This is a genomic window from Oryzobacter terrae, assembly GCF_042756445.1.
GTDB classification, from domain to species: Bacteria; Actinomycetota; Actinomycetes; order Actinomycetales; family Dermatophilaceae; genus Oryzobacter; species Oryzobacter terrae.
On sequence record NZ_CP170578.1, the window covers coordinates 2,872,955 to 2,896,878 of the forward strand.

Genomic DNA, 23,924 nt, shown 5'->3' on the forward strand with positions numbered 1-23,924 from the left:
GTGGGTGAGGGGACGGGACGTCGGATGACGTGGACGAACTGGGCGGGCAACGTCACGGCCACCCCGGCGGAGGTCGTGCGCGCCGTGACCGTCGACGACGTCCGGGCCGCCGTGGGTCGGGCCGCAGCCGGTCGGGCCGCGGGCGGCGGTGCCGGCCTGCGCGTCGGGGGGACGGGCCACTCGTTCACGCCGCTCGTCGCCACCGAGGGGGTCCTGCTGACCCTCGACGGGTTGCGGGGCATCACCGGTGTCGACCCGGAGTCGCGCCGGGTCCGCGTGGCCGCGGGCACCCCCTTCCACGAGCTCAACCCCGCTCTCCAGGACCTCGGCCTCGCCCTGCCCAACCTCGGCGACATCGACCGCCAGACCCTGGCCGGCGCCATCGCCACCGGGACGCACGGCACCGGCAGCCGGCGCCGGGGCATCGCCGCGGCGGTGTGCGGGCTCACCCTCGTCCTCGCCGACGGCTCGCTCGTCACCTGCTCGGCCGACGCCGAGCCAGATCTGTTCGAGGCCGCGCGCGTGGGCCTCGGCGCGCTCGGGGTGGTCGTCGAGGTCGAGCTCCAGTGCGTCCCCGCGTTCCGGTTGCACGCCAAGGAGGGCACCGTCCGGCTGTCCCGGCTGCTGACCGGCCTGCAGGCCGAGGCCGACGCGCACGACCACCTCGACGTGCACTGGTTCCCGCACACCGACCGGGTGATGATCAAGCGGAACAACCGCGTCGCGCCCGGCGAGGGACCCCCGCCCCTGCCTCCGTGGCGGCACCGCCTCGACGACGACCTCCTCGCCAACCGGGTGTACGAGCGGCTCAACCGGGCCGTGGCGCGACGGCCCGGGGCGGCGCGGGCGGCGAACCGGTTGGCGTCGAGCATCCTCGGCAGCCGCGAGTACGCCGACGACTCCTGGAAGGTCTTCTCCTCGCCGCGCGACGTGCGCTTCGTCGAGATGGAGTACGCCGTCCCCCGCTCGTCGGTGGAGGCCGTCGTCACCGAGCTGCGCTCCTGGTTCGACCGGACCCGCGAACCGGTGACGTTCCCCGTCGAGCTGCGCTTCACCGGGGGCGACGACGTGTGGTTCTCGACGGCCTACCAGCGCGACAACGCCTACGTCGCCGTGCACCAGTACCACCGGATGGACCCGCGGCCCATGTTCGCGGCGTTCGAGGCCATCGCCGCCGAGCACCAGGGACGCCCGCACTGGGGCAAGGTCCACACCCTCGGCGCCGAGCGGCTGCACGGGCTGTACCCGCGCTTCGACGCGTTCCGTGAGGTCCGCGACCGGGTCGACCCGCAGCGCCTCTTCACCAACGACCACGTCCGCCACCTCCTCGGCGACTGACCCCCCGCGCCGGGCACGCCTCGGCCCCTTCACGGCGGCGTCCGCTCGGGTCTAGGGTCGGGCCGAGTGGAGGAGGTCCGATGGCGGGCGAGCAGGTGCGGGCCCCTCGCCTCCCCCCGCGGTGGGTCGTCACCGGGGCGTGGCACCTCCACCGCGGCCTCTACCGCGTGACGCGTGGGCGGGTCGGCCTGTGGCGCCCCCGGCCCGGCCGCTGGGGCACCCTGCGGCTCACGACGACCGGGCGCCGGACGGGACAGCCGCGCGCCGTCATCCTCGGGTACGTCGAGGACGGTCCGAACCTCGTCACCCTCGCCATGAACGGGTGGGGTGAGGGCGAGCCCGCGTGGTGGCTCAACCTGCTGGCGCACCCGGAGGCCGAGGCGGTCACGGTGGGCGGGACCACGCACGTCCACGGCCGGGCAGCGGCGGGCGACGAGCGCGAGCGGCTCTGGCAGCGGTGGCGCGAGATCGACGGCGACCTCGACGCGTTGGCCGCGCGCCGCTCGGGCGAGACGGCCGTGGTCGTCCTCGAACCGGCTCGTCCGCGCGACGACTGACCGGGCTGCGGGTCACCCTCGCCCCGTGCTGCGACCCCCGTCGACGGTCAGGGGCAGGGCTCGGGCGCCTCGGGGTCCTCGGGCCGCAGCCCGCGCCGGTTCGTGCGCGCCGTGCGCAGCGAGTCGATGCTGAGGAGGACGAGCGCGACCCACACGATGCCGAATCCGACCCAGAGCCGCCCGCTCACGTGCTCGCCGAGGACCGTGACCCCGACGATGAGCTGGAGCACGGGGGTGATGAACTGGATGAGCCCGACGGTGACGAGGGGGATCCGGCGCGCGGCGGCCGCGAAGAGGAGCAGCGGCACGGCGGTGACGATCCCCGACAGCACGAGCAGCGAGGTGTGCCCGGCGCCGTGCCCGGTGAAGGTCGTCTCGTCCCGAGCGGCGAGGACGAGGAGGACGACGACGGCGACGGGCGCGAGCAGTGCCGTCTCGGCCGCGAGCGAGTGCATCGCCTCGAGGCTCGCGCCGACCTTCTTCTTCGTCAGCCCGTACAGCCCGAAGGAGAACGCGAGGACGAGCGGGATCCACGGCACGACGCCGCCGGCGACGGCGAGGTAGACCGACGCCACCGCCCCCACCGCGACCGCCGCCCACTGGAGGCGCCGCAGCCGCTCGCCGAGGACGAGCACCCCGAGCCCCACGGTGACGATCGGGTTGAGGAAGTAGCCGAGCGCGGCCTCGTAGGTGCGCTCGGTGAGGACGGCCAGGACGTAGATGACCCAGTTCGCCGAGATGAGGACCGCGGCGACGGCGATGCCCGCGAGCAGCCGCCGGTTGGCGAGGAGGGGCCGCACCCACGACAGGTCGCGCACGGCGAGGAGGACGACGACGCACACCGCGAGGGTCCACAGGATCCGGTGGGCGAGGACCTCGAAGGCGCCCGAGGGGGCGAGCGCCGCGAAGTACAGCGGGAACAGGCCCCAGAGGCCGTACGCGAGGAAGCCGAAGATCGTCCCCCGCCGCAGCTCGCCACCGTCGTCGCCCACCGTGCTGCTGACCGGTGTGCGCGTCGTGGTCACTCGACGGTCCAGGTGTCGCGCCCGCGCAGGAGGTCGGTGAGGTCGTCGTCGGTCGCGGGGCCGCCTGCCGTGTCGACGGCGCTCCCGACCTGGGCGCGCACCAGGTCGTCGTAGGTGGGCCGCTCGACCGAGCGGAAGATCCCCATGGGGACGTGGGTCATCTCCGGGCTGTCGAGCCGCGAGAGCTGGAACGCCTGCGACGGGTCGTCGAGCGCGGGGTCGTGGACGACGACCGCACCGGACTCGCCGCTGGCGGCCTCGGCCTCGGGGATGAACTTCATCGTCCCGGACCCCTTGCGCACGAGGACCTTCCGGTCACCCTCGGCGCCGACGGTGACCGACTCGCCAGCCCGGAGGCGGACGATGCGTGCCTCCTGCTGGCTGCGGTCCTTGAGGACCTCGAAGGCGCCGTCGTTGAAGATCGGGCAGTTCTGGTAGATCTCGACCAGCGCGGTGCCGCGGTGCTCGGCGGCCGCCCTGAGGATGGTCGTCAGCTCGGCGCGGTCGGACTCCATGGCCCGCGCGACGAAGGTCGCCTCGGCCCCGAGCGCCAGCGACACCGGGTTGAACGGGCTGTCGACGGACCCGAGCGGGCTCGACTTGGTCACCTGCCCGACCTTCGACGTCGGGGAGTACTGGCCCTTGGTCAGCCCGTAGATCTGGTTGTTGAACAACAGGATCGTCATGTTGACGTTGCGGCGCAGCGCGTGGATCAGGTGGTTGCCCCCGATGGAGAGCGCGTCGCCGTCACCGGTGACGACCCACACCGACAGGTCGGGCCGGCTCGTGGCCAGGCCCGTGGCGATGGCCGGCGCCCGTCCGTGGATCGAGTGCATCCCGTAGGTGTCGAGGTAGTAGGGGAAGCGGCTCGAGCAGCCGATGCCGGAGACGAAGACGATGTTCTCGCGCCGCAGGCCGAGCTCGGGCAGGAAGGACTGGACCGCCGCGAGGATGACGTAGTCGCCGCAGCCCGGGCACCAGCGGACCTCCTGGTCGGAGGTGAAGTCGCGCTTGGTCTGCCTCGTGGCGTCGTCGGGGAGGTGCGGGACGTGCTGGAGCCCGGTCGTGGGCATCCCCAGCTCGGTGGCGGTCACGGGAGGTCCTCCAGGGTGGACGAGATGACGTCGGCGAGCTCGACCGTGGAGAACGGCAGGCCGCGGACCGAGGTGTGCGAGCGGACGTCGACGAGGAAGACGCCGCGCAGGAGCAGGGCCAGCTGGCCGAGGTTCATCTCCGGGACGATGACGCGGTCGTAGGCGCGCAGCACCTCGCCGAGGTTGCCCGGGAACGGGTTGAGGTTGGTGAGGTGGGCCCGGGCCACGGCGCGGCCGGCATTGCGGACCACCCGGACGGCGGCGGCGATCGGGCCGTACGTGGACCCCCAGCCGAGGACGAGGACGCGGGCGTCGCCGGTGGGGTCGTCGACCTCGAGGTCGGGGACGGTGATGCCGTCGACCTTGGCCTGGCGCAGGCGCGTCATCCTGTCGTGGTTGTCGGGGTCGTAGCTGATGTTGCCCGTGACGTCGGCCTTCTCGATGCCGCCGATCCGGTGCTCGAGCCCGGGGGTGCCGGGGACGGCCCACGGACGGGCGAGGGTCTCCTCGTCGCGCAGGAACGGGTGGAAGACGTCCTTGCCCTTGGCGTCGGTGCCGTTGGGGGCGCTCGCGAACTCGACACCGAGGTCGGGCAGGTCGGCGACCTCAGGGACGCTCCACGGCTCGGACCCGTTGGCGAGGTAGCCGTCGGAGAGGAGGAAGACCGGCGTGCGGTAGGTCGTCGCGATGCGCACGGCGTCCATCGCGGCCCGGAAGCAGTCGGCCGGCGTCCTCGGCGCCACGATCGGCACCGGGCTCTCGCCGTTGCGCCCGAACATCGCCTGGAGGAGGTCGGCCTGCTCGGTCTTCGTCGGCAGGCCGGTCGAGGGGCCGCCGCGCTGGACGTCGACGATGAGCAGCGGCAGCTCGAGCGAGACGGCCAGGCCGATCGTCTCGGACTTCAGCGCCACCCCGGGGCCGCTCGTCGTCGTGACGCCGATGGCTCCGCCGAAGGCCGCCCCGAGGGCGATGCCGATGCCGGCGATCTCGTCCTCGGCCTGCAGCGTCGTGACGCCGTGGCGCTTGAGGGCGGCGAGCGCGTGGAGGATGTCGGAGGCCGGGGTGATCGGGTACGACCCGAGGACGAGCGGCAGGTGCGCGCGGTGGGCCGCGGCGACGAGGCCGAGGGCGAGCGCGGTGTTGCCGGTGACGTTGCGGTAGGTGCCCGGCGGCATCTTCGCCGGCGCGACGACGAAGGACGAGGCGAAGTCCTCGGTCGTCTCGCCGTAGTTCCAGCCGGCCCGCAGCGCCGCGAGGTTGGCGTCGAGGATCTCCTGACGGGCGCCGAACTTCCTCTTGAGGAAGGACTCGGTGCCGGCGGTCGGCCGCGTGTACATCCACGACAGCAGGCCCAGGGCGAACATGTTCTTCGCCCGCTCCTTCTCCTTGCGGCTGAGGCCGTCGAACGCCGCGAGGGCCTCGACGGTGATGCTCGTCAGGGCCACGGGGTGGACGTGGAAGGACTCGAGCGTGCCGTCGTCGACCGGGTTGGTGGCGTAGCCGACCTTGGCGAGGTTGCGGGTGGTGAACTCGTCGGTGTTGACGATGATCGTCGCGCCGCGGGGGACGTCGTCGAGGTTGGCCTTGAGCGCCGCCGGGTTCATCGCGACGAGGACGTCGGGGGCGTCCCCGGGCGTGAGGACGTCGTGGTCGGCGAAGTGGAGCTGGAAGCTGCTGACCCCGGGGAGGGTGCCCTGCGGCGCGCGGATCTCGGCCGGGAAGTTCGGCAGCGTCGACAGGTCGTTGCCCAGGGCGGCCGTCTCGGAGGTGAACCGGTCGCCGGTCAGCTGCATCCCGTCACCGGAGTCCCCGGCGAAGCGGATGACCACCCGGTCGAGGGTCTGGACGGACTTGCTGCTCACAGTGGGTCACCCTGGTCAGGTCGAGAGGTTCGAGGGTGCGCCGTGGGGACAGGGCCGGAGCCGGTCGGGCCCGTGGGCGCAACGCCGTCCATCGTACGTCGCGGCCGCGGGGCGTTCACGGCTGTCCACGCTTCCCGTGGCTCGGGGTTCGGGTGCGGCTCGTGGACGGCTCGCACGGGGCTCGTGTGGGGCCTCGTCCGGGGCGTCGCGCGGTGGCTCTCGGGGGAGTGCTCCCCATTGTCGGACCGGGGCCGCACGAGCACAGTGGGACCACGGCCGGGCTCCGGGGAGGAACCGTCCGGGCGTCGCCTGAGGGGAGCGGCGCCCGGACCGCCCGTCCGGGGCCCGGCTGCCATCACCCGCCACCGCCCCGCCGGTTGAGGTACTTCACCGGTGTGCCGCACGGCCCGAGCGCCTCGAACCACTGGTGGGTGGGCGACGCCGATCGGTTCGAGGTGGTACCCGACGCCATGGTGCTCGGGTATCACCTCGACCCGTGCCGGAGGAGGGGTGGCTAGGGTGGCCCGCATGGAGGGCTACGCCGCGGCAGCAGGGGTCGTCCTCGCGGGCGTGCTCCTCGTGACGGCCGCGATGGTCGCCCGCAGGCTCATCGCCCCGCGCGCCGTGACCCCGGCCGGCCGCACCACCTACGAGTCCGGCGTCGACCCGGTCGGCACCGGCTGGGCGCAGAGCCAGATCCGCTACGTCGCGTTCGCCTTCCTCTACGTCGTCTTCGCCGTCGACGCCGTCTACCTGTTCCCCTGGGCCCTCGTCATCCGCGACCCCGACCTCGGGGTCGCCTCCCTCGTCGAGGTCGTCGTCTTCGTCGGGGTCATCCTCGTCGGGCTGCTCCACGCCGCCCGGCGCGGCCTGCTCCGGTGGGACCTCTCGTGAGCGCCGTCGACCTCCCGATGCCGCGGGTCGGGCCGCTCGCCGAGCACGCGCCGAAGCCGATCCGCGTCGTCCTCAACTGGGGCCGCCGGTACAGCCTGTGGGTGTTCAACTTCGGGCTCGCCTGCTGCGCGATCGAGTTCATCGCGACCTCGATGGGCCGACACGACTTCATCCGGCTCGGCGTCATCCCCTTCGCGCCCGGTCCGCGGCAGGCCGACCTCATGGTCGTCAGCGGGACGGTCACCGACAAGATGGCGCCCGCGATCCGCCGCCTCTACGACCAGATGCCCGAGCCGAAGTACGTCATCAGCTTCGGCGCCTGCTCGAACTCCGGTGGCCCGTACTGGGACTCGTACTCGGTGACCAAGGGCGTCGACCAGCTGATCCCCGTCGACGTCTACGTCCCGGGATGCCCGCCGCGTCCGGAGGCCCTGCTCCAGGGGATCATCCGGCTGCAGGAGAAGATCGCCGCCGAGAGGGTCAGCGGTGCGGCCATCGCCGACCGTCAGCCCGGCCGTCCGGCGCGCTTCGCCGGACACCGCACGGCCTCCGCGGCCGACGTCACCCGGGACCTCGTGGCCAAGCCGTGACGAGACCGAGCCTGGCCCTGCTCGCCCTCACCGCCTTCCTCGTCGAGCTCGCCCTCTTCCTCGGGGTGGGGGTCGTCGCCCACGAGGTGGCGGACGGCGGGCTCGCGGGCGCCGTCGCCGCCGTGGGCGCGGTCGTCGTCGTCCTCGCCGTCTGGGGGCTGTTCATCGCTCCCAAGGCGCGGCTGAGGCTCGCGACGGTGCCGCGGGCGGTCGTCTCGGTGCTCCTGTGCCTCGGCACCGGCTGGGGTCTCGTCGCCACCGGGCACCAGCGGTGGGGCTGGGTCGTCGCGCTGGCCGGCGTCGTCATCGTGGCGGCGCAGGTCGTCCTCCCGCAGGCCGAGGACGACGCGTCCTGACCGCGGGTTGGCCGGCTGGTCGCCCAAGCATCACCTGACGTTCTCCTCCGTGTCCCCCTCCGGTCCCGGGCCGCGACCTAGCGTCGCGGAGCGAGGCCGGCCGCTCCCGTCGAGCCGGCGTCCCGCCCGCCCGCCCCTCCCCACGGACCCGGAGAGCCCCAGTGACGATCGCCCCCGACAACCGCCCCCTGCTCCGCGTCGCACCGCACGCCCGCGGCAAGCGCAGCCCCATCACCTGCCTCCTCAAGTGCGGTGACCAGTGCGCCCGCGCCGCGCCCAACACCACCGACAACGAGTACTTCCCCGACGTCGCCACCCGCGCACTGAGCCGTCGTGGCGTCCTCGCCGGTGCGGGTGCCGGCGCCCTCGCACTGGCCATCTCGCCGGCGGCGAGCAGCCAGGCCGCCGCGGCCACCCTCTCGGGGAGCCGCGGTCGTGGCCGGGGCCTGCGGTTCAGCCCGATCGCCCCGGTGCCCGCCACCGTCGACGCCGTGACCGTGCCCGAGGGCTGGACGTGGAACCCCGTCATCCGCTGGGGTGATCCGCTGTTCGACGACTCGCCCGAGTTCGACCCGGCGCACCAGACCGCCGAGAGCCAGGCGGCGCAGTTCGGCTACAACTGCGACTACCTCGACATCATCCCCGTCGACGGGAAGCGGGGCCGCCGCGCCCTCGGCGTCGTCAACCACGAGTACACGAACGAGAACATCATGTTCCCGCCGACGACCGACCCGGCGAGACTCGAGGAGAACAAGCGCGTCGCGATGGCGGCGCACGGCCTCACCGTCGTCGAGCTGCGCCGTGCGGCCCCCGGCCTCCCGTGGGAGTACGTGCGCGGGGCGAGGCGGAACCGGCGGATCACCGTCCAGACCCCGTTCGCCGTCGACGGGCCCGCCGCCGGTCACCCGCTCCTGCGGACCAAGGACGACCCGGTCGGCCGCACCGTCCTCGGCACCCAGAACAACTGCGCCGGCGGCACGACGCCGTGGGGCACGGTCCTGTCGGGCGAGGAGAACTTCCACCAGTACTTCGTGGCCGGCGCCACCCCGGAGAACGCGCGCTACGGCATCCCGACGACCGTGAGCGCGAGCGGTCGCAACTGGTGGACGGTCGACCCGCGCTTCGACGCCCGCCAGCCCGGCTACGAGAACGAGGTCAACCGCTTCGGCTGGGTGGTCGAGATCGACCCCGAGGACCCCGACTCGACGCCGGTCAAGCACACCGCGCTCGGCCGCTTCAAGCACGAGGGCGCCCACGTGCGGATCGCGCGCAGCGGTCACGTCGTCGCGTACTCCGGCGACGACGAGCGCTTCGAGTACGTCTACAAGTTCGTCTCGCGCCGGAAGTACCGCACGGACGAGGGTCGCGGTGCGCGGGCCCACAACAAGACGCTGCTGTCGGAGGGCGACCTGTACGTCGCGAAGTTCACCGGCGACAGCCCGGCCACCGAGATCGACGGCACCGGGACGCTCCCCGCCGACGGGGCCTTCGACGGAGGCGGCGTGTGGCTGCCGCTCGTCGTCGACGGGCGGTCCCGGGTCGCCGGGATGAGCGTCGCCGAGGTCCTCGTCTTCACCCGGCGCGCGGCCGACAGGGTCGGCGCCACGAAGATGGACCGCCCCGAGGACGTCGAGCCCAACCCCGTCACGGGCAAGGTCTACGTCGCCCTGACGAACAACACGAGCCGGGGCACCGGCACGAACGCCCCGGCCGACGAGGCCAACCCGCGGATCACCAACCGCGACGGGCACGTCCTCGAGCTCACCGAGACGGGGAACGACCCGACGGCCACGACCTTCGGCTGGACCCTGCTCCTCGTCTGCGGCACCCCCGGCCGGACCGGGACGTACTTCGGCGGCTACACCGGACCGGTCAGCCCGATCTCCTGTCCCGACAACGTCGCCTTCGACTCGACCGGCGCGCTGTGGATCTCCACCGACGGGCAGCCGGGCACCATCGGCCTCGACGACGCCCTCCACCGCGTCACCCTCGAGGGCCCCGACCGCGGCAGGGTCGAGCAGTTCCTCGCCGTGCCGCGCGAGGCGGAGACCTGCGGCCCGGTGATCCACGACCAGGACGGCTCGGTCTTCGTCTGCGTCCAGCACCCGGGCGAGAACGGGACGTTCGAGGCGCAGCGGTCCTTCTTCCCCGACTACGTCGCCCCCGGCACGCTCGCCGACGGCGCCTGGGGTGGGCCGCGGCCGAGCGTCGTGCAGGTCTACCGGAAGCGCTGACCCCCCTCCAGGACGGCAACACGCCGACGACCCGCCGCGGCCGTCGGCGTGTTGCCGTCCTGGAGTCGAGGCGGGGAGCGTCCGGACCGGCCGACCTCGCGATCGGGCGGCGACGAGGGCGCGCGGGCGCCGTCGTCCGGACGCGTCCTCGCTAGGCTGCCGGACGTGGCGGACGAGACGAGAGAGGTCGAGCCCCACGGCTGGCGCGCCGCCGTGGCCGCCGCCCGCGACGAGGGCTTCTCGTTCTTCGACTGGCTCAGCGCCGTCGACCGCTCCCACGACGAGGACGCCCCCGGCCTCGACGTCGTCTGCCACCTCTACGACACCGCCGAGCAGGGCGCCCTCCGAGGCCTCCTGCTCGTGACCCGCGTCCCCGACGGCGAGCCCGTCGCCTCGGTCACCGAGGTCTTCGCCGGCGCCGCCTGGCACGAGCGCGAGACCGCCGAGATGTTCGGCCTCACCTTCGAGGGCTTCGACGACGGCACCGGGCAGGGCATCCGGCCGCTGCTGCTCCCCGACGGCTTCGAGGGGACACCGCTGCGCAAGTCCTTCCAGCTCGCCGCCCGCGCGAGCAAGCCGTGGCCCGGGGGCAAGGAACCGGGGGAGGGCCACGAGTCGGCCCGCAGCCCGAGCCGCCGGCGGGTCCAGGCGCCCGGTGTCCCGCCGCCCGAGTGGGGTCCGCGATGACGCTCCTCGAGGTCGTCGTCCGGGCCGCCAGCGTGCTCGCGGCCTTCCTCGTCCTGCCGCTGCTCGTCGGGCAGGCCGAGCACAAGGTCATGGCGCACATGCAGGGGCGGCTCGGCCCGATGTACGCCGGCGGCTTCCACGGGTGGGCCCAGCTCGTCGCCGACGGGGTGAAGTTCGTCCAGAAGGAGGACATCACCCCGAAGGCCGCGGACCGCTGGGTGTTCCGCCTCGCGCCCGGGGTCGCCCTCGTGCCGTACCTCCTCGCGCTCGCCGTCGTCCCCGTGCACCCCGGCGTGGCGGCCGTCGACGTTCCCGGGTCGGTCGTCCTCGTCCTCGCGGCGACGTCGGTCGGGGCGCTCGGCACCCTCATGGCCGGCTGGGCGAGCGCGAACAAGTACGCCCTCCTCGGCGGCCTGCGCGCCGCGGCCCAGCTCGTCTCCTACGAGCTGCCGATCGTCCTGTCCGTCGCGTCGGTGGCGCTCGCGGGGGGCTCCCTCTCGCTCGCGACGCTCACCGACCGCTGGGAGCCGCTCTGGCTCGTCTGGCAGCTCGTCGGGGGCGTCGTCTTCCTCGTCGCCGCCGTCGCCGAGCTCCAGCGGCCGCCGTTCGACATGCCCGTCGCCGACGCCGAGCTCGTCATGGGCGCGTGGACCGAGTACACCGGCCTGCGCTTCGCCTTCTTCCTCCTCGCCGAGTACGCCGGGATCGTCGTGATGTCGCTGCTCTTCGCCGCGCTCTGGCTCGGGGGCTGGCACGGTCCGTTTGAGGGTGTCCTCGGCTGGGTCTGGCTGCTGCTCAAGGGCTTCGCCGTGGCGCTCGTCGTCATCTGGCTGCGTGTCGCCTGGCCCCGCCTCCGCGAGGACCAGCTCCAACGGCTGGCGTGGGTGTGGCTCGTGCCGCTCGCGCTGCTCCAGCTGCTGCTCACGGGCGTCGGGGTGGTGATGGGCTGGTGAGCATGGTTCCCGGACTCCTCAAGGGGCTGATCACGACGGCCCGCACGGCGCTGCGCCCCACGCACACCGCCGAGTACCCCGACGTCGCCCCCGCCCTCCCCCCGCGCAGCCGCGGCGTCATCGCGCTGCTCGAGGAGAACTGCACCTCGTGCATGCTCTGCGCCCGCGAGTGCCCCGACTGGTGCATCTACATCGACTCCCACAAGGAGACGATCCCGGCGACGACGGAGGGCGGGCGCGACCGCCAGCGCAACGTCCTCGACCGCTTCGCCATCGACTTCTCGCTGTGCATGTACTGCGGCATCTGCATCGAGGTGTGCCCGTTCGACGCCCTGCACTGGAGCCCGCAGTTCGAGTACGCCGAGGTGTCGATCCTCGACCTGCTCCACGAGAAGGGTCGCCTCGGCGACTGGATGGCGACGGTCCCGCCACCGCCCGCCCTCGACGAGCGCGCCGCCGAGCCCGCGGAGGTCGCCGCCGCGAACAAGCCCGCGCGCGGCACCGGCCTCGTCGGCGGCGGAGGCGGCCCGGGGCCGCGGGCGCCGCGCACGGTCCGACCGCGGGTCGCCACCGCACCGACCCCCGAGGCCGAGCCCACGGCGTCGCCCGGGCCCGCGCCTGCCCCCGGGGCCGAGCACGCCGCCGCGCCGCCCGCTCCCGACGGGGACGACGTATGACCGCACTCGACACGGCGTTCGCGGCCACCGCGGTGCTCGCCGTGGTCGGCGGCCTCCTCGCCGTCACGACGCGCCACGTCGTCCACGCCGCGCTGTGGCTCGTCGTCGCCCTCCTCGGGGTGGCGGGCTCGCTGCTCGTCCTCGGCGCCGAGCTCGTCGCGCTCGTGCTGGTCCTCGTCTACGTCGGGGCGGTCGTCGTCCTCGTCCTGTTCGCCCTCATGCTGACCCGCGCCCCGATCGGCCCCGACCTCGCCCACCGTCCGGGGGTCTGGCGCACCCTGGGCGCGGCCGTCCTCGGGGCCGCCGTCGCGACCCTCCTCGGCTCGGTCCTCGTGCCGCTCGCCGAGCCGGTCGACCGCGCCGAGGTCACGACGACCCAGGTCGCGGGGCAGCTGTTCGGCACGTGGGTGTGGCCCTTCGAGCTGCTCTCCCTGCTCCTCCTCGTCGCGCTCGTCGCGGCGCTCGCCGTCTCGCGCATCCCGCGTGAGGAGGCCTCGACGTGATCCACCTCGCCGGGCCCTACCTGCTGGCGTCGGTCCTCGTCGGGCTCGGCGTCTTCGGGATCACGGTGCGCCGCAACGCCGTCCTGCTCCTCGTCGGTGTCGAGCTCGTCCTCAGCGGCGGGCTCGTCCTCCTCGTCGCCACCCAGGCCGCGGCCGCCGACCGATGGGCCGCCGGCAGCGTGCTGCCGCTCTTCGTCATCACCATCGCGGCGGCCGAGGTCGTCGTCGCGCTCGCCGTCGTCCTCACCGCCTTCCGGCACCGGGCGAGCATCGACCTGGCGCAGCGCAGCGGGGAGGCGCCGTGAACCCGTGGCTCGTCCTCGCGATGCCGGTGGCCGCGGCGCTCGTCGGCCTCGTCGTCTGCCGTGACGCCGCGCTCTCTCGGGCCGTCGCGGTGTGCGGCGGCGCGCTGACCCTCCTCGCGGGGGTGTTCGGGTGGGTCGCGGTGACGGTCGCCTACGCCCAGCCGGGGCCGGGGCTCGACGCCGGCGGCCTCGAGATCCCCCTCGACCTCGTCGGCGACCCCACCCGGTGGGCGCTCGTCACGGTCGTCGCGCTCGTCGCGCTCGCGGTCCAGGTGCACGCCGCCTGGTACCTCGCCGACGACGACCGCTACGGCACGTTCGCCGCGACGGTCTCGCTGTTCACCGCGGCGATGCTCCTCGTCGTCGTCTCGGGGGACCTCCTCCTCACCGTCGTCGGCTGGGAGGTCATGGGCTGGTGCTCCTACCTCCTCATCGGCCACTGGTCGCGCCGCCCCCGAGCCCGTCGCGCGGCCCACAAGGCGTTCATCGTCACCCGGGTCGCCGACATCGGCTTCGTCCTCGGCGTCGTGGGGCTCGCGGCCGGTGCCGGCTCGACCCGGCTCGCCGACGTCGTCTCGGCCTGGGCCCGCCCCACCGAGTGCATCGACGGCCAGGTGGCCCTCGGCGCCTCCCTCGGCGAGGCCCTGACGACCTGCGGCGCCCCCGATGCCCGCGCCCGCGCCGTCCTCCTCACGCTGCTCGTCATCGGGGTGCTCGGCAAGTCGGCCCAGGTGCCCTTCCAGGACTGGCTCGCCGACGCGATGGAGGGCCCCACCCCCGCGAGCGCCCTCATCCACGCCGCGACGATGGTCGCCGCCGGCACCGTCGTCCTCGCGAGCGTCTTCCCCCTGCTGTCGGTGAGCCAGACCCCGCGGTGGGTCCTCGGCCTGTCGGTCTCGGTGACGATGCTGCTCGCCGCGGTGCTCGCGTTCGCCCAGAGCGACCTCAAGCGGCTCCTCGCGTGGTCGACGGTCAGCCAGGTCGGGGTCATGCTCTCGGCCCTCGCGGCGGCTCCGCCCGAGGCGGGTCCGGGCGCCGGCCTGTTCCACCTCTTCTCGCACGCGCTGTTCAAGGCGCTGCTCTTCCTCGCGATCGGCTGGGCCGGGATCGTCGCCGGCGGCACGGCCGCGACCGCCCTGCGCGGCAGCGCCGCGGCGGCCCCGCTCCTACGGGTGTCCTTCGTCGTCGGTCTCGTCTCGCTCGCCGGGGTGCCGCTCGTCGTCGGCGGGGTCTCGAAGGAGCACGTCCTCGCCGTCGCGTGGGAGGGCGCCGTCGAGGGCGGGCCGGGTGTCGTCGTCCTCCTCTCGCTCCTGGCCACCGCCGCGGTGACCGCCGCGTACTGCACGAGGGCCTACCTCATCGTCACGGCGCACGCCCGGCCCGGGCCGGAGCGATCGAGGATCCCGGCCACGGTGTCGGTCGCGCTGGGGACCCTGTCGGCCCTCACCGTCGTCGGCGGCCTCGTCCTCGTCCTCACCGACGCCTTCCCCGTCGACGCGGCCTCGCTGCTGTGGGTCGTGCTCACCGTGCTCCTCGTCGCCGTCGGTGTCGTCGCCGCCCTGCGCGGAGGGCTCGACCGCGACCCGGCCGAGGTGCTGGCCCGTCGTCTCGTCCCCCACGCCGACCGGGGGCTGGGGGCCGACGCGCTCTACCACCGCCTCGTCGCCGACCCCGTCGTCCGGCTCGCCCGGGTCGTCGCCTTCCTCGACACCGAGGTCGTCGACGCCTACGCCCGCAGCACGGCCGTCGCGACCCGCGTCGCCGGCTGGGCGGGGACGCGCGCCCACCGCGGCGAGCGGCCGGCCTCGGCCGTCGGCCTCGTCGTCGGGGCGGTCGTCGTCCTCGGCGTCACGGGGGTGCTCCTGTGGTCGTGAGCCTGCTCCTCGCCGTCCCCGCCGCCGTCGGCCTCTGGCTCGTCACCGCGGGACGGGCCCTTCCCGTGGGACGCGCGCGCGCCACCGCCGCGGTCGGCGCGGTCCTCGCCCTCGTCCTCGCCGTGGCCACCGCGCTCACCGCCCCCTCGGTCGACCGGCCGTGGCTGCCCGAGCTCGACGTACGGTTCTCCTTCGGGGTCGACGGGATCGCCGTCCCGCTCGTCCTCCTCACCGCCGTCATCGGGGTCCTCGTCGTCGCCCACGCGTGGGTCGACGTGCCCGAGGGGGGCACCCCGGCGACCTTCCTCGGCTGCCTCCTCCTCGTCGAGGCCGGGGCGCTCGCGACGTTCACGGCCCGGGACGCCGTGATGTTCTTCCTCGCCTTCGAGCTCGTCCTCGTGCCGATGTGGGTGCTCATCAGCCGCTACGGCGACCGCCACGACCCGCGCGCCCGGACCGACGCCGGGCACCGGTTCATCCTCTACACGGCGGTCGGCTCGACCCTGATGCTCGTCGGCATCCTCGCGCTGGTGGCCTCGGCCGGGACCTCCGACCTGCGCGAGCTCGCCGACGGGGCGGGGGCGGCCCTCCCTCCGGGGCGACAGCTGCTCGTCGCGATCCTGCTGACCCTCGGCCTGGCCGTGAAGGTGCCGGTCTTCCCGCTCCACACCTGGCTGCCGCCCGCCCACACGACGGCGCCCACCGCGGGGTCGGTCCTCCTCGCCGCGGTCCTGCTGAAGATGGGGACCTACGGCCTGGTCCGCCTGCCGGTCGCGACCGTGCCCGACGGGTTCGCCGCGATCAGCCCCGCCCTCGCGGTCGCGGGGGTCGTGGGAATCCTCTGGGGAGGGCTCGTCTGCCTCGTCGAGCGCGACCTCAAGCGCCTCATCGCGTACTCGTCGGTCGCGCACATGGGCTTCGTCGTCCTCGCCCTCGCCGCGGGCACCGAGACCGGGCTGCAGGCCGCCCTTTTCGCGAACATCGCGCACGGCGTGGTGTCGGCCCTGCTCTTCGTCCTCGTCGGCGGCCTCAAGCAGCGATGGGGCAGCGCCGACCTCGCCGTCGTCCGTCCGGCCCTGCGCGAGACGAGCCCCCGACTCGGGTTCGTCCTCGTGACCGGCCTCGCCGCGACCCTGGGCCTCCCCGGGCTCGCCGGGTTCTGGGGCGAGGTGCTCGCGGTGTACGCCGCCTGGGACCCCGCGCCCGACCGGCCGCGCGTGGTGTTCGTCGCGTGTGCCGTGGGAGCCGCCATCGGGGCGGCGCTCGCGGCGGCCTACGCGCTGCGGGTGGCGCGGCTCGTGTGGGTCGGCGACGAGCCCGACCCCGAGGGCGAGAACCCCACGCCCGACGCCGTCGGCGTCGAGGCCGGGGTCCTCGGTGCCCTCGCGGCGGCCGTCGTCCTCCTCGGGGTGCTCCCCGGACCGCTGCTCGCCGTGACGGCCGCGGCGTCGGCGGCGATCGGGGGCGCCCCGTGACCGCCTCCCTCGTGACGGTCGACCTCGTGGCGCTCCTGCCCGCCCTCCTCCCGGCGCTGGGCGTGGTCCTCGTCCTCGTCGGCGACGCCCTGCTGCCGCGTCGCCGGCTGTGGCCGCTCGTCGGGGTCGTCCTGCTCGGCGCCGGCGCGGGGGCCGCGCTGCTCGGGGTGCTCGCCCCTGGTGCGGGGGTGGTCCGGACGCTCTGCCTCCCCGCCCCCGACGGCGCCTGCCTCTGGACGTCCGCGGGCCCCACCGGCGCCCTGCAGGCGGGCATCCTCCTGTCCGCGGCGGCCGCCCTCGCGATGCTCCACGACGGAGGGCGCGGCCCCCGCGACCCCGCCGTGACGAGCGCGCTCGTCCTCGCCGCCGCGACCGGGGGAGCCGGGGTCGCCGCAGCCCGCGACCTCGGGTCGTGGCTCGTCACCCTCGAGCTCGCCACCGTGCCGCTCGTCGCCCTCGTCGCGCTGCGGGGGACCCGGGCCGCGAGCCACGGCGCCCTCACCCTCCTCGTGACCTCACTGACCTCGTTCGCCCTCCTCGTCCTCGGCTCGGCCCTGTGGCTCACGGCCACCGGCGACGCCGCCTTCGCCGCCGACACCGTGGCCACCGCGTGGGCCGACCCGCAGCGACGGGCCGTCCTCCTCCTCGGGGTGGTCGTCCTGCTCGCCGGGCTGGGGTTCAAGCTCTCGCTCGTGCCCTTCCACGCCTGGACCCCGCAGGCGTACTCCACCGCCGACCTCGGGACGACCGTGGCGCTCGCGGCGGCCTCGAAGCTGTCGGCGCTGGCGGCCCTGCTCGTCGTCGTGCGGGCCCTCGCCGGGCCGGTCGTCGACGCCCGCGGGATCACGGTCGTCGTCGGGGTGCTCGCCGTGGCCTCCATGCTCCTCGGCAACGTCATGGCGCTGCGTCAGGACGAGGTCACCCGGCTCCTCGCCTGGTCGACCGTCGCACAGGCCGGGTGGGTCGTCCTCCCGGTCGCCGCCCTCACCGATGACGGCGCGCGCGCGGCCGCCGCGTACGTCCTCGTCTACGCCGTCGCGACCGTCGTCGCGTTCGCCGCCGTGGCCCTCGTCGGAGCGGGCCCGCTGGCCCGTTTCCGGGGGCTGCTGCGCACCGACCGCCTCACCGGGGGAGCCCTCGCGCTCGCCCTGCTCGTCCTCGCCGGGCTGCCGCCCGGCGTCATCGGTCTCGTCGCGAAGGTCGTGGCCCTCAAGCCGGCGGTCGACGCCGGCCTGTGGCCGCTCGTCGTCGTCGCGGTCCTCGCGGTCGTCGTCGGCATCGCCGTCTACCTGCGCTGGTTCGCCGTCCTGCTCAGCGAGCCCGGCGACACCGGCCCGCTCGCGGCCTCGCAGGTCGTCCCGACCGCGCCCGCCGTCCCGCGCGGGGCCGCCCGGGTCGTCCTCGTGGCGGGCACGACCGTTCTTGTGCTCCTCAGCGCCCTTCCCGCCCTGCTCCTCGGGCTGCTGCGCTGACCCGACGGCCGCGCGCCGTCAGTGGCGCGCGGTCCCGCCGCCGACGAGCATCTCGCACGGGCCGACGAAGCCGGTCGGTCCCTCGAACGCCCGCAGCGCCTCGGTGACCTCGAGCCACACGTCCTCCCGCTCTACGGGGTCGAGCCCGCGCATCATCTGGTGCAGCGCCCCGAAGGACTCCTTCTGGAACCTGACGCACTCCTCGGCCGTCGCGAGCCGGACCGGCGAGGGCACGGCGCGCACCTCGACGTCCTCGAACCCGGCGGTGGTGAGGGCCTCGGCGAGGACCCCGGGGCCCCCGAGCGAGAACGGTCCCGGCAGGCCGGGGCCCGGCGCCGGAAGCCCTGCCCTGGCGCGGATGATGCGCACGGGCACCGAGAAGAACCCGTTGGCCTCGGGGGTGGAGTACACGACCGCGGCGAAGCGCCCGTCCTCGCGCAGCGCCGCGTGGATGCCGCGCAGCGCCCCGGCCCGGTCGGGGAAGTAGATGAGGCCGACGCGCGACAGCGCGGCGTCGAAGGCCCCCCGGGGCAGCGTCCCCGAGGACTCCCCGTCGAGCTCGAGGACCTCGACCTGGGTGAGGCCCTCGCGGGCGGCGTCCCGGGCGCAGCGCTCGAGGAGCCCGGGGGCGATGTCGGTGGCGAGGACCCGGCCCGTCGGACCGACCCGGCGGGCCGCCCGCAGGCTCTGCTCGCCGGCGCCGGCCGCGACGTCGAGCACGTGGCTCCCGGGTGCGAGGCCGGCGAGGTCGAACATCGTCTCGGTCGCGTCGTGCAGCCAGTCGCCGACGAAGCCGCCCCAGCGGTGCCACGCCTCGGCGGCGTCCTGCCACTGCTCGCGGGTCGTCGACTTGAACGCCACGGGGTCGAAGGTCGTCGTCGTCACGGTGCTCTCCTGTCGTTCGCGGACCACGGCCGGCCCGTCCGCACCGATGGTGGGCCCGCTCGCGGGGGCCGACTAGTCCTCGTCGTGTACTAGCCGCGGCCCAGCCGCCTGCCTACCGTGGGGGAGGTGATCGACTACGGCCAGTTCTGCACGGTGGCCCGCGGAGCCGAGGTGCTGTGCGACCGGTGGACCCCGCTCGTGCTGCGCGAGCTCCTCTGCGGGAGCACGCACTTCAACGAGATCCGGCGCGGCGTGCCGCGGATGTCCCCGACCCTGCTCGCCAAGCGGCTGCGCACCCTCGAGGAGTTCGGCGTCGTCCGCAGGCACGGCGGCGGGCGGGCCACGTCCTACGATCTGACCGAGGCCGGCGAGGAGCTGCGCCCGGTGGTCCTGGCCCTCGGGCACTGGGGCGCCCGGTGGATCGGCAGCCGGCTGACCCCGAACCAGCTCGACGCGGGCTTCCTCATGTGGGACATCCGCCGGTTCGCGCGGGTGGCCGAGTTCCCGCAGGACCGGCGGGTCGTCGTGCAGTTCCAGCTCCCCGACGCCCCCGACCGCGAGCGCGAGTGGTGGCTCGTCGTCGAGGACGGCGTGGCCGACCTCTGCCGCGACGACCCCGGCCACGACCTCGACGTCGTCGTGCGGTCGAGCGTCCTCGCCCTCACCGAGGTGTGGACCGGCGACCGGACGCCGGACCAGGTCGTGCGGACCGGGGAGGTGCGCCTCGACGGCGCGCCGACCGACGTCCGGCGGGTGTGGACCTGGCTCGGGACGAGCGGTTTCGCCCCCACCCGGGCCGCGGTGCTGGGGCGTCCCGTCCCCGCCTGACGCGGTGGCGGAGGCCACTCGCGGGGCACGGAACGCGGCGGGCGCCGACGGCGTTGGAGCAGACATGCAGCACAACCACTTCAACGGGCTGAAGACCGCCGCGCTGTTCGGTGGGATGTGGGCCATCCTCCTCGCCATCGGCTGGGCGGTCGCCCAGTACACCGGCAGCAGCATCTTCCTGCTCGTCTTCGCCCTCATCGGTGTCGGCACGACCGTCTACGGCTACTGGAACTCCGACAAGCTCGCGATCCGCGCCATGCACGCGCACCCGGTGAGCGAGGCCGAGGCGCCGGCGATGTACCGCATCGTCCGCGAGCTCTCCACCGCCGCAGGCAAGCCGATGCCGCGCCTGTACATCTCGCCGACGCAGGCTCCGAACGCGTTCGCCACGGGGCGCAACCCCGAGAACGCCGCCGTCTGCTGCACCGAGGGCATCCTCGGGCTGCTCGACGAGCGCGAGCTGCGCGGCGTCCTCGGCCACGAGCTCATGCACGTCTACAACCGCGACATCCTCACGGGGTCGGTCGCCGCGGCCATCGCCGGCATCATCGCCACGATCGGCCAGTTCCTCTCCTTCGGGATGATCTTCGGCGGCGGTGGCAACGACGAGGACCGCAACCCCGTGGCCGGCCTGGCCCTGGCGATCCTCGCGCCGTTCGCGGCGATGGTCGTCCAGCTCGCCATCTCGCGCACCCGCGAGTACGACGCCGACGAGGACGGGGCCCGCCTGACGGGCGACCCGCTGGCCCTCGCCTCGGCTCTCCGCAAGCTCGAGGTCGGAGTGGCCCGGGCCCCGCTGGCCCCGACCCAGAAGGTCGTCAACGCGAGCCACATGATGATCGCGAACCCGTTCCGCGCCCAGGACGTCTCCCGCCTGATGTCGACCCACCCGCCCATGGCGGAGCGGATCGCGCGGCTCGAGCAGATGGCGTACGGGCACCGGATCAACCCCTGACCGCTGACTCCTCCCTCGGGTCAGGTCACGCCCCTGACGCGGAGATCCCCCGATGACGCGAGAACACGAGCGTCAACGGGGGACCTGCGCGTCATCGCCGTGGCGGGTGTGAGGCCACGGAGGCGCTACCGGGTGAGGACGGCGTCGGCCCGCACCGGCGCCATCCCCTCGTCCCGTGCGGCCCGCCGGGCGACGAGCGTGCCGAGGCCCGTCCCCACGAGGACCCCTCCGAGCGCGAGGGCCGCGGCGAGCAGCCACGGGACGCCGGCCGGCGAGGTCGACGTCGAGCTGACGGTGTCGGTCGCCGCGTCCGGCGCGAGGGCCCCCGTCGCGCCCGTCGCCCCCGTCGCGCCCGTCGACCCGCCGGTGTCGGCCGTTCCCGCCCCGAGGACGCCCAGCCCGGTGAGGGTCGCGACGAGGTCGTCACCACGGCTCGGCCGGTGCCACGTCGGAGTCCCCGCGTAGGGGTCGGAGCCCGAGACGTCGACGTAGCTCTCGACCCACACGTCCTTCCCGACGAGGTGGACGTTGTCGATGCGCCACGGGCTCACGTCGTGGATCAGCCACACGAGGCGGACCGCCGCGTCCGACGCCGTGACGCTCGCGGGCGGTGTGGCCTTCGCGGGCAGGTTCTCGTCGCCGAGGACGGCCTGCAGCTCGGAGTAGGCGGCGCTGCCGTTGAGCGCGGCGGCGGAGCGGCCGGTCCCGTAGTTGGCGAGGAGGACCGAGGTCGGGCCTCCGGCGCTCGCGGACGGGACGCCGAGGACGAGGACGCCCGCGACGAGGGCCAGGGTGACGGACAGGAACCTGCGCATGTCGTGCCTCCGGGGAGAGTGGGGTGCTGCGGGGGATACACCGCCCGCGCCCCCTCGGTTCACCATCGGACGTCAGGGGACGGACTCCGCGACGGCCGTCGCGGCGGCGAGCGTCTCCGGCCCCTCGAGGCGGTAGGTGATCTCGCGCCCGGCGTTGCCACGGTCGACCCAGACGAGGGTGGGCCCGGCGACGCGTGGCTCGCTCGTCACGGTCGCGCCGGAGCGGTCGGTCCACTCGATGAGGTGCGGCGCGGCGAACCAGACCGCCTCCTTCCCGGCCACGTCCGTGGGCGTGACGGCCTCCCAGACGCTCTTGAGGTAGCCGAACGACAGGCTCCCGTCGAAGACGTCCAGCCGGGTCGACCCGGATCCGGTGCCCCAGGTGAGCTCGACGACGCGCCCACCGCGGGTCACCGCCACGGTCGTCGGGGTGCCGAGGGCCGGTGGAGGCGCGATGTCGAAGCCCACCCGCCCCGACGCCTCCGCGAGCGAGCCGACCACGACACCGTCCGACGAGGTCGGCACGGGGCGCTCGGACGCCGTGGTCGGCGACCCGCCGGGAGGTGACGGCACCTCGCGAACCGTGACGCCCCCGATGCGGAGGAGGTCGAGGACGGCGGCGCGCACCGGCGGGACGAGGACGACCACGAGCAGGGCCGCGACCGCGGCGGCGAGGGCGCGCCGTCGGGGCGCGCCGAGGCGGCTGCGCCAGATGGGAACCCGCTCGCGCTCCGACCGTTCGTCCGCCGCGATGCGCGCCAGCACCCGGTCGGCGAGGTCGGCGGGTGGTGGGTCGACGACGAGGGTGCGGCAGAGCGCGAGGAGCTCGACCTCGAGCGGTTCGAGGTGTCGGGGCGACGAGCCGTGCTCAGACATCGGGGAGCTCCTCTCGGAGTCGGGCCAGGCCGCGGTGGAGCCTGGACTTCACGGTGCCGGGCGGGATGCCGAGCGATGCCGCGGACTCGGCCTCGGAGAGCTCGAGCAGGTAGCGGCAGGTCACGACCTCCCGAAGGTCCTCGGGCAGGCTCCGGACGGCGGCGAGCAGCGCCTCGCGTCGTTCCCCGCCGACGGCGGCCTCCGCTGGGTCCGACCCGGTAACCAGCCGGGCGTCCTCACGCACGACCCGCAGCTCCCGGTCGGACCGTCGGGACCGCCCGCGGTGGAGGTTGCGGCTCTCGTTGACGACGATCCGCAGCAGCCAGGGCCGGAACTCGGCACCGTCCCGGAAGGACGAGAGCGAACGGTACGCCTTGACGAACGCCTCCTGGACGACGTCGTCGGCGTCGGCGCCCGCCCCCGAGAGGACCGCGAGCCGCCGGGCCATCGGGGCGTGCCTCGTCACCAGCTCCGCGTACGCGGCCGTCTCACCGGCACGGACGCGGGCCAGCACCATCGCCTCGTCAGCCGTCTCGATCGGTCCTCCCCTCGCCGCGGGTGTCGTCGTCCACCAGTCCTACACCGCCGACGCCACCGGGGTTCCCGACTCGGGCCGCACGGTGGTCCGGGGCGCCTCAGCGGCGTCGCGACGTGACGGCGGCGGTGAGGGCCAGCAGCACGAGGAGCGCGGTCCCACCGCCGCCGACCAGGAGGACGAGCCCGACCACCCACAGCCCGCTCTCGTCGCTCGAGGCGGCGTCGACGGCCCACGGCACGGCGACACCGAGGACCGCGGCGCCCGCCAGCACGACGACGGCCCACGCGCCGGGGGCACGGAGGAAGGCGAGCACCGCCGCTGCCCCCACGCACACCGCGCAGCCGACGACCTGCCAGGCCCGGTAGGGGCCCTGGGCGACCCCGTCGACGAGGTGGTACTCGTCGTCCCACCCCAGCCAGGCGAACCACAGGGCCGCCGCGACGACCGCGAGCACGAGAGCTGTCACGGCAAGGCGCCCGGTGCCGGAGGGAGTGCTGCTCGCGGGGTCTGCACGCTGGTCGGGGCTCACCGCCCGAGTCTGGCGGCCGTGGGCCGTCGGCGCGTCCGTCCGGGTACTCAGGGCGATGGCGTGTTCGTCCGGGCGTGCGCGGGGGCCCGACGGGGTACACAGGAGGCAGCGGGTCCACCGGGTGCCCACCAGCCAGAAGGAGCATCACATGACGCAGACGCCGCAGCAGCCCACGGTCTCCCTCACCGACGACGAGCAGAAGGTCGTGCGGTCCGCAGCCCTCAGGGCCGGTGCCCTCGTCGCCCAGGCGGAGCCCGGGTTCTTCGACACGTTCAAGGAGTCCTTCGCCGCCAGCAAGGCGGTCAAGGCCGCCTCGCCGGAGGTCCAGCAGCTCCTCGTCGGAGGCCTCCCGGAGATGCCCAGCGGCAGCAAGGACGAGATCGCCGCACGCTCCCTCGAGCTCCTCCGCAACGCCGTCGGCATCCTGCGGCAGAAGGCGCCCCAGCTCATCGACGAGTACCAGCGGGTCGTCCTCCAGTCGGCCAAGGACGTCGCGGCCGCCGCCGACGACACGTCGCAGCGCGAGACCGCCGTCATCGCCGACATCGAGCGCGCCCTCGCCGGCTGACCGGACCCGCGCTCCCTCCCTCCGCCGGCGACGG

General features: G+C 74.5%; 25 protein-coding genes. 17 read left to right on the plus strand and 8 right to left on the minus strand.

All coding sequences use genetic code 11. From position 1 onward, the window contains the following. Window positions 1–24: 24 nt before the first annotated feature. Window positions 25–1,338 carry a D-arabinono-1,4-lactone oxidase gene (locus tag ACFWN3_RS13700; RefSeq protein WP_377640460.1) on the plus strand — a complete coding sequence of 438 codons (1,314 nt, stop codon included), beginning with the start codon at window positions 25–27 and terminating at the stop codon, window positions 1,336–1,338. Window positions 1,339–1,418: 80 nt separating this feature from the next. Next, entirely contained in the window at window positions 1,419–1,895 is a 477-nt protein-coding gene (locus tag ACFWN3_RS13705) for a nitroreductase/quinone reductase family protein (protein WP_377640462.1), read from the plus strand. Window positions 1,896–1,942: 47 nt separating this feature from the next. On the opposite strand, the gene rarD is transcribed toward ACFWN3_RS13705, so the two are convergent. From rarD to ACFWN3_RS13720, 3 genes are read right to left on the minus strand one after another with little or no spacing between them, the layout of a single operon-like run. Next, window positions 1,943–2,920, minus strand: a complete 978-nt coding sequence (gene rarD / locus ACFWN3_RS13710) for an EamA family transporter RarD (RefSeq protein ID WP_377640464.1) — start codon at window positions 2,918–2,920, stop codon at window positions 1,943–1,945. Next, entirely contained in the window at window positions 2,917–3,993 is a 1,077-nt protein-coding gene (locus ACFWN3_RS13715; protein ID WP_377645614.1) for a 2-oxoacid:ferredoxin oxidoreductase subunit beta, read from the minus strand. The genes rarD and ACFWN3_RS13715 overlap by 4 nt, the downstream gene beginning before the upstream one ends. A 17-nt stretch (window positions 3,994–4,010) precedes the next feature. After that, a complete protein-coding gene (locus ACFWN3_RS13720) occupies window positions 4,011–5,876 on the minus strand; it encodes a 2-oxoacid:acceptor oxidoreductase subunit alpha (protein WP_377640466.1) in 1,866 nt (621 codons plus the stop codon). A 528-nt stretch (window positions 5,877–6,404) separates the two neighbouring features. On the opposite strand from ACFWN3_RS13720, the gene ACFWN3_RS13725 reads away from it, so the two are divergent. The 12 genes from ACFWN3_RS13725 to ACFWN3_RS13780 all read left to right on the plus strand — a co-directional run bounded on the left by ACFWN3_RS13725 (window position 6,405) and on the right by ACFWN3_RS13780 (window position 17,896). Next, window positions 6,405–6,770: an NADH-quinone oxidoreductase subunit A gene (locus ACFWN3_RS13725; protein ID WP_377640467.1), complete on the plus strand. Its 366-nt coding sequence runs from the start codon at window positions 6,405–6,407 to the stop codon at window positions 6,768–6,770. Between the two features lie 17 nt (window positions 6,771–6,787). Then, window positions 6,788–7,360 carry an NADH-quinone oxidoreductase subunit B gene (locus ACFWN3_RS13730; protein ID WP_377645616.1) on the plus strand — a complete coding sequence of 191 codons (573 nt, stop codon included), beginning with the start codon at window positions 6,788–6,790 and terminating at the stop codon, window positions 7,358–7,360. Beyond that, entirely contained in the window at window positions 7,357–7,716 is a 360-nt protein-coding gene (locus ACFWN3_RS13735; RefSeq protein WP_377640469.1) for a DUF2568 domain-containing protein, read from the plus strand. The genes ACFWN3_RS13730 and ACFWN3_RS13735 overlap by 4 nt, the downstream gene beginning before the upstream one ends. A gap of 161 nt (window positions 7,717–7,877) precedes the next feature. After that, window positions 7,878–9,950 (plus strand): PhoX family protein, encoded by a 2,073-nt coding sequence (locus ACFWN3_RS13740; protein ID WP_377640471.1) that lies wholly within the window; start codon window positions 7,878–7,880, stop codon window positions 9,948–9,950. A 165-nt stretch (window positions 9,951–10,115) separates the two neighbouring features. Further along, on the plus strand, window positions 10,116–10,637 hold the full coding sequence (locus tag ACFWN3_RS13745) for an NADH-quinone oxidoreductase subunit C (protein WP_377640473.1): 522 nt from the start codon (window positions 10,116–10,118) through the stop codon (window positions 10,635–10,637). Beyond that, on the plus strand, window positions 10,634–11,590 hold the full coding sequence (locus tag ACFWN3_RS13750; protein WP_377640475.1) for an NADH-quinone oxidoreductase subunit H: 957 nt from the start codon (window positions 10,634–10,636) through the stop codon (window positions 11,588–11,590). Before ACFWN3_RS13745 ends, ACFWN3_RS13750 begins: the two co-directional genes overlap by 4 nt. Before the next feature lie 2 nt (window positions 11,591–11,592). After that, window positions 11,593–12,267: a 4Fe-4S binding protein gene (locus tag ACFWN3_RS13755; protein WP_377640477.1), complete on the plus strand. Its 675-nt coding sequence runs from the start codon at window positions 11,593–11,595 to the stop codon at window positions 12,265–12,267. Next, window positions 12,264–12,770 (plus strand): NADH-quinone oxidoreductase subunit J, encoded by a 507-nt coding sequence (locus ACFWN3_RS13760; RefSeq protein ID WP_377640479.1) that lies wholly within the window; start codon window positions 12,264–12,266, stop codon window positions 12,768–12,770. The genes ACFWN3_RS13755 and ACFWN3_RS13760 overlap by 4 nt, the downstream gene beginning before the upstream one ends. Further along, window positions 12,767–13,075 carry an NADH-quinone oxidoreductase subunit NuoK gene (gene nuoK, locus ACFWN3_RS13765; RefSeq protein ID WP_377640480.1) on the plus strand — a complete coding sequence of 103 codons (309 nt, stop codon included), beginning with the start codon at window positions 12,767–12,769 and terminating at the stop codon, window positions 13,073–13,075. Before ACFWN3_RS13760 ends, nuoK begins: the two co-directional genes overlap by 4 nt. Then, window positions 13,072–14,949, plus strand: a complete 1,878-nt coding sequence (locus ACFWN3_RS13770; RefSeq protein ID WP_377640482.1) for an NADH-quinone oxidoreductase subunit L — start codon at window positions 13,072–13,074, stop codon at window positions 14,947–14,949. The genes nuoK and ACFWN3_RS13770 overlap by 4 nt, the downstream gene beginning before the upstream one ends. Further along, window positions 14,946–16,424 carry a NuoM family protein gene (locus ACFWN3_RS13775; protein WP_377640484.1) on the plus strand — a complete coding sequence of 493 codons (1,479 nt, stop codon included), beginning with the start codon at window positions 14,946–14,948 and terminating at the stop codon, window positions 16,422–16,424. Before ACFWN3_RS13770 ends, ACFWN3_RS13775 begins: the two co-directional genes overlap by 4 nt. After that, window positions 16,421–17,896 carry a proton-conducting transporter membrane subunit gene (locus tag ACFWN3_RS13780; RefSeq protein ID WP_377640486.1) on the plus strand — a complete coding sequence of 492 codons (1,476 nt, stop codon included), beginning with the start codon at window positions 16,421–16,423 and terminating at the stop codon, window positions 17,894–17,896. The genes ACFWN3_RS13775 and ACFWN3_RS13780 overlap by 4 nt, the downstream gene beginning before the upstream one ends. A gap of 18 nt (window positions 17,897–17,914) precedes the next feature. Here ACFWN3_RS13780 and ACFWN3_RS13785 read toward each other — a convergent pair whose 3' ends face one another. After that, on the minus strand, window positions 17,915–18,781 hold the full coding sequence (locus ACFWN3_RS13785) for a class I SAM-dependent methyltransferase (RefSeq protein ID WP_377640487.1): 867 nt from the start codon (window positions 18,779–18,781) through the stop codon (window positions 17,915–17,917). Between the two features lie 126 nt (window positions 18,782–18,907). On the opposite strand from ACFWN3_RS13785, the gene ACFWN3_RS13790 reads away from it, so the two are divergent. Next, a complete protein-coding gene (locus ACFWN3_RS13790) occupies window positions 18,908–19,609 on the plus strand; it encodes a winged helix-turn-helix transcriptional regulator (RefSeq protein ID WP_377640489.1) in 702 nt (233 codons plus the stop codon). A 64-nt stretch (window positions 19,610–19,673) separates the two neighbouring features. Beyond that, on the plus strand, window positions 19,674–20,564 hold the full coding sequence (gene htpX / locus ACFWN3_RS13795) for a zinc metalloprotease HtpX (protein WP_377640491.1): 891 nt from the start codon (window positions 19,674–19,676) through the stop codon (window positions 20,562–20,564). 125 nt (window positions 20,565–20,689) lie between these two features. On the opposite strand, the gene ACFWN3_RS13800 is transcribed toward htpX, so the two are convergent. The 4 genes from ACFWN3_RS13800 to ACFWN3_RS13815 all read right to left on the minus strand — a co-directional run bounded on the left by ACFWN3_RS13800 (window position 20,690) and on the right by ACFWN3_RS13815 (window position 23,322). Then, window positions 20,690–21,379 carry a hypothetical protein gene (locus tag ACFWN3_RS13800; RefSeq protein WP_377640493.1) on the minus strand — a complete coding sequence of 230 codons (690 nt, stop codon included), beginning with the start codon at window positions 21,377–21,379 and terminating at the stop codon, window positions 20,690–20,692. A 72-nt stretch (window positions 21,380–21,451) separates the two neighbouring features. Continuing rightward, window positions 21,452–22,255 carry a hypothetical protein gene (locus tag ACFWN3_RS13805; protein WP_377640495.1) on the minus strand — a complete coding sequence of 268 codons (804 nt, stop codon included), beginning with the start codon at window positions 22,253–22,255 and terminating at the stop codon, window positions 21,452–21,454. Continuing rightward, the gene (locus ACFWN3_RS13810; RefSeq protein ID WP_377645618.1) at window positions 22,248–22,793 is read right to left on the minus strand and encodes an RNA polymerase sigma factor; all 546 of its coding nucleotides are present in this window, start codon (window positions 22,791–22,793) and stop codon (window positions 22,248–22,250) included. The genes ACFWN3_RS13805 and ACFWN3_RS13810 overlap by 8 nt, the downstream gene beginning before the upstream one ends. A gap of 97 nt (window positions 22,794–22,890) precedes the next feature. After that, entirely contained in the window at window positions 22,891–23,322 is a 432-nt protein-coding gene (locus ACFWN3_RS13815; RefSeq protein ID WP_377640496.1) for a hypothetical protein, read from the minus strand. Between the two features lie 148 nt (window positions 23,323–23,470). On the opposite strand from ACFWN3_RS13815, the gene ACFWN3_RS13820 reads away from it, so the two are divergent. Further along, a complete protein-coding gene (locus ACFWN3_RS13820; RefSeq protein ID WP_377640498.1) occupies window positions 23,471–23,890 on the plus strand; it encodes a hypothetical protein in 420 nt (139 codons plus the stop codon). Window positions 23,891–23,924: the final 34 nt, after the last annotated feature.